This is a genomic window from Chitinophagaceae bacterium (assembly GCA_007695095.1).
GTDB lineage: Bacteria > Bacteroidota > Bacteroidia > Chitinophagales > REEL01 > REEL01.
The window spans coordinates 1-2,548 of sequence record REEL01000001.1; the positions used below are offsets into that span (position 1 = coordinate 1).

General features: G+C 31.9%; 5 protein-coding genes. 3 read left to right on the forward strand and 2 right to left on the reverse strand.

Translation table 11 applies throughout. The features are described 5' to 3' along the window. Positions 1-133 precede the first annotated feature (133 nt). On the reverse strand, positions 134-361 hold the full coding sequence (locus EA412_00005) for a hypothetical protein (protein ID TVR84920.1): 228 nt from the start codon (positions 359-361) through the stop codon (positions 134-136). Positions 362-475: 114 nt separating this feature from the next. On the opposite strand from EA412_00005, the gene EA412_00010 reads away from it, so the two are divergent. From EA412_00010 to EA412_00020, 3 genes are read left to right on the forward strand one after another with little or no spacing between them, the layout of a single operon-like run. Continuing rightward, positions 476-676: a hypothetical protein gene (locus EA412_00010; protein TVR84921.1), complete on the forward strand. Its 201-nt coding sequence runs from the start codon at positions 476-478 to the stop codon at positions 674-676. After that, positions 666-1,412, forward strand: a complete 747-nt coding sequence (locus tag EA412_00015) for a hypothetical protein (GenBank protein TVR84922.1) — start codon at positions 666-668, stop codon at positions 1,410-1,412. The genes EA412_00010 and EA412_00015 overlap by 11 nt, the downstream gene beginning before the upstream one ends. A gap of 3 nt (positions 1,413-1,415) precedes the next feature. Continuing rightward, positions 1,416-1,913, forward strand: a complete 498-nt coding sequence (locus EA412_00020; GenBank protein ID TVR84923.1) for a hypothetical protein — start codon at positions 1,416-1,418, stop codon at positions 1,911-1,913. On the opposite strand, the gene EA412_00025 is transcribed toward EA412_00020, so the two are convergent. Then, a partial coding sequence (locus EA412_00025; protein TVR84924.1) for an RHS repeat-associated core domain-containing protein occupies positions 1,906-2,548 on the reverse strand: 643 nt, incomplete at its 5' end. The genes EA412_00020 and EA412_00025 overlap by 8 nt on opposite strands.

The following is a 2,548-nucleotide window of genomic DNA, read 5'->3' on the forward strand; positions in this document are numbered from 1 at the left end:
ATTTGCTTTAAAATGTCTTTAAACCCCTGTCGTCTTTTTTCCATTATTAATATTCATTAACACCTATTAAGTCCTAATTTGCAGAAACATTTCTAATCGTTATCCTTTCTAATACTGGGAAAAGCACCAAAACTCATAACTTTAGTATGACCAATAATATGAGATACTGAAAAGGGAATGCTGGAAGGACATATAACTCCAACAACGGGTCCACACTATGCCACCGTGCTATTTGCGCATCATAAAATCTCGCCCCGTAATCATACCAACTTACACAGATTTTATTATGTTCACCAAAAGCCCTATCGTGCCAGGTAACAGTTGTTTTTCCGTTGTATAGCGCGAGTTTTTTACAGCCCATTTTTTATATAAAGCTCAAAAATAGTTGTTCTTTTCTCAAAACAAAGTAATTACTATTGTAATTTACTGTCATTTGTGGTAATTTTGATAATAATAATCAAGGATACATTTTAAAATGAAACAGTTGACCCTAAATATTAGTGAAAACAAATTCAAAGCTTTTTTAGAGTTTATCAAGACTCTTGATTATGTTGAAGTTCCTGAACCTGATAAAAAATCATTAAGCGAACTGCAAAACAGCCTTAACCAGGTCAAAATGATGCAGGAAGGTAAAATAGAGAAACAAGACGCACAAGATTTTATAGATGAGCTATAAAGTTTATCCTACTCCCGACTTTAAGAGGTTTTTCAAAAAGCTACTTAAGAAATACCCATCACTAAAATCTGAACTGCAATTGTTGGTTGAGAAACTTTCAGAATACCCGGAAACAGATATTCCTTTGGGTTATGGTATTTACAAAATACGTTTGGCAATCCGCTCAAAAGGTAAAGGAAAATCTGGCGGCGCAAGGGTGATAACTTTTATAGTGTACAAAGAAAATGAAGTTTATCTTGTTCATATTTACGATAAAAATCAACTGGAAAACATCACTAAAGAGCAAATTTATGAATTGCTTCTTCAAACATGGATTAACAACCCAAAATATGAAGAGCTTTCTAACATAAATTCAAAAATTTACTATCAGGACGGAAATCAAATAATCTCAGACGAAAGGAAAGTGGCAAGGAATGAACTTATTTCACTCCAGTATAAGCCTGAAAAACATTCAGTTAATACTGTGAATAAAAATGATTTTATAGTTGCATTTCTTGTCAATGAATTGTTCATGATTATATACAACTCTGTTGATGAAAAATTTACAGTCTTCAATATAATCACAGAAAATAAAATAGAATATAATATAGATGCAATGACAATACTTAGCATATATCCCATTCATAAACACGGAGAATTAGAATTACCTTTTTCGGACAAAGGGTTCACTGTAAATTCGGCAAATAGATATGAGGCAAAATCTTCTGAAACCATTATAGAAAATCATTTTAGATAAGAAATGGCATTTGAAAAACAATTAAAATTACCTGTATCAAATAAACCTACCGCATATCTGAGAAATGCTTTTATGCTTTCAGTTATATTAATAGTTTTTTTATCTCTTTATATTCATTATCAGGAGATAAGAATACTTGTAGCGTTGTTAATTGTCATCATTCCCTTAGCTATTCTTTTAATATTCTCTCAGAGGAAGCAAAATATTCAGTCATTGGAGTTTGCCCAAAACAAACTAATTGTATCCTATCCTAAACATAAAATAGAAATTCCATTATCACAGATACAAGAAATTACGGCAGGTATAAACCTAGGTTTTAATTTAAAATTTAACTTAATTAAAACATATACAATAGTGCTAAATAAAAAATATTTCTTTGGGAAAAAACTATTAGTCGATTACAAAATCGACAATAACACTGGAGTAACAATTAAAGAAGACCCTATTTCAATTAAAGTTTTAAAAATTGAGACACAAAGAACACAAGCAGATATTATCTAAAGATAATTGGTCTCTTCAATTCTTCCCTAACCCAATTCAACTCTTCTTTAATAACATTATTCTGGATATTAAGGTCATTTCTTTGATCATATAGGATATCAAAATCTTGTTCCATTTTTTTGTAATTTGGGGTTGTTTTATCTTCCATTTTTATTAATTCTACTGACATCTCTCCAAGTTGGCTGTCAAGCTCGCTGATTTTACTACTCAGGTCTTCATTAATACCCTCTAATACTTTCTGATAACCAGGCAACTTAGATCTTATAGGTTTGTCAAAGTTTAAAACATTAGATACATTAGAACTAACATCGATTGAAGAAGCAGCAACTTCTAAAACGCTTCTACCAGTCATAAGTATCTTTGCAAGCCCTATTAAAATACTTGTCTGTACTTGCCTTTGACTAAGCCCTGTTAGTTCTTCTCGTGTTTTTGGGTCTTTTAGTTGAAAACTTAATACCTCGTTTATTGTATATGGCCACATTCCGTCCGGGTCGATAAACAACAATGGATTATTAAAAGCATAAGTATAAGGACTGATATGATATCCTTGTTCCGCCAACGGGTCCACAACATGCCACCTTGCAATCTGCGCATCATAAAACCGTGCCCCGTAATCATACCAATACCCCGTTATA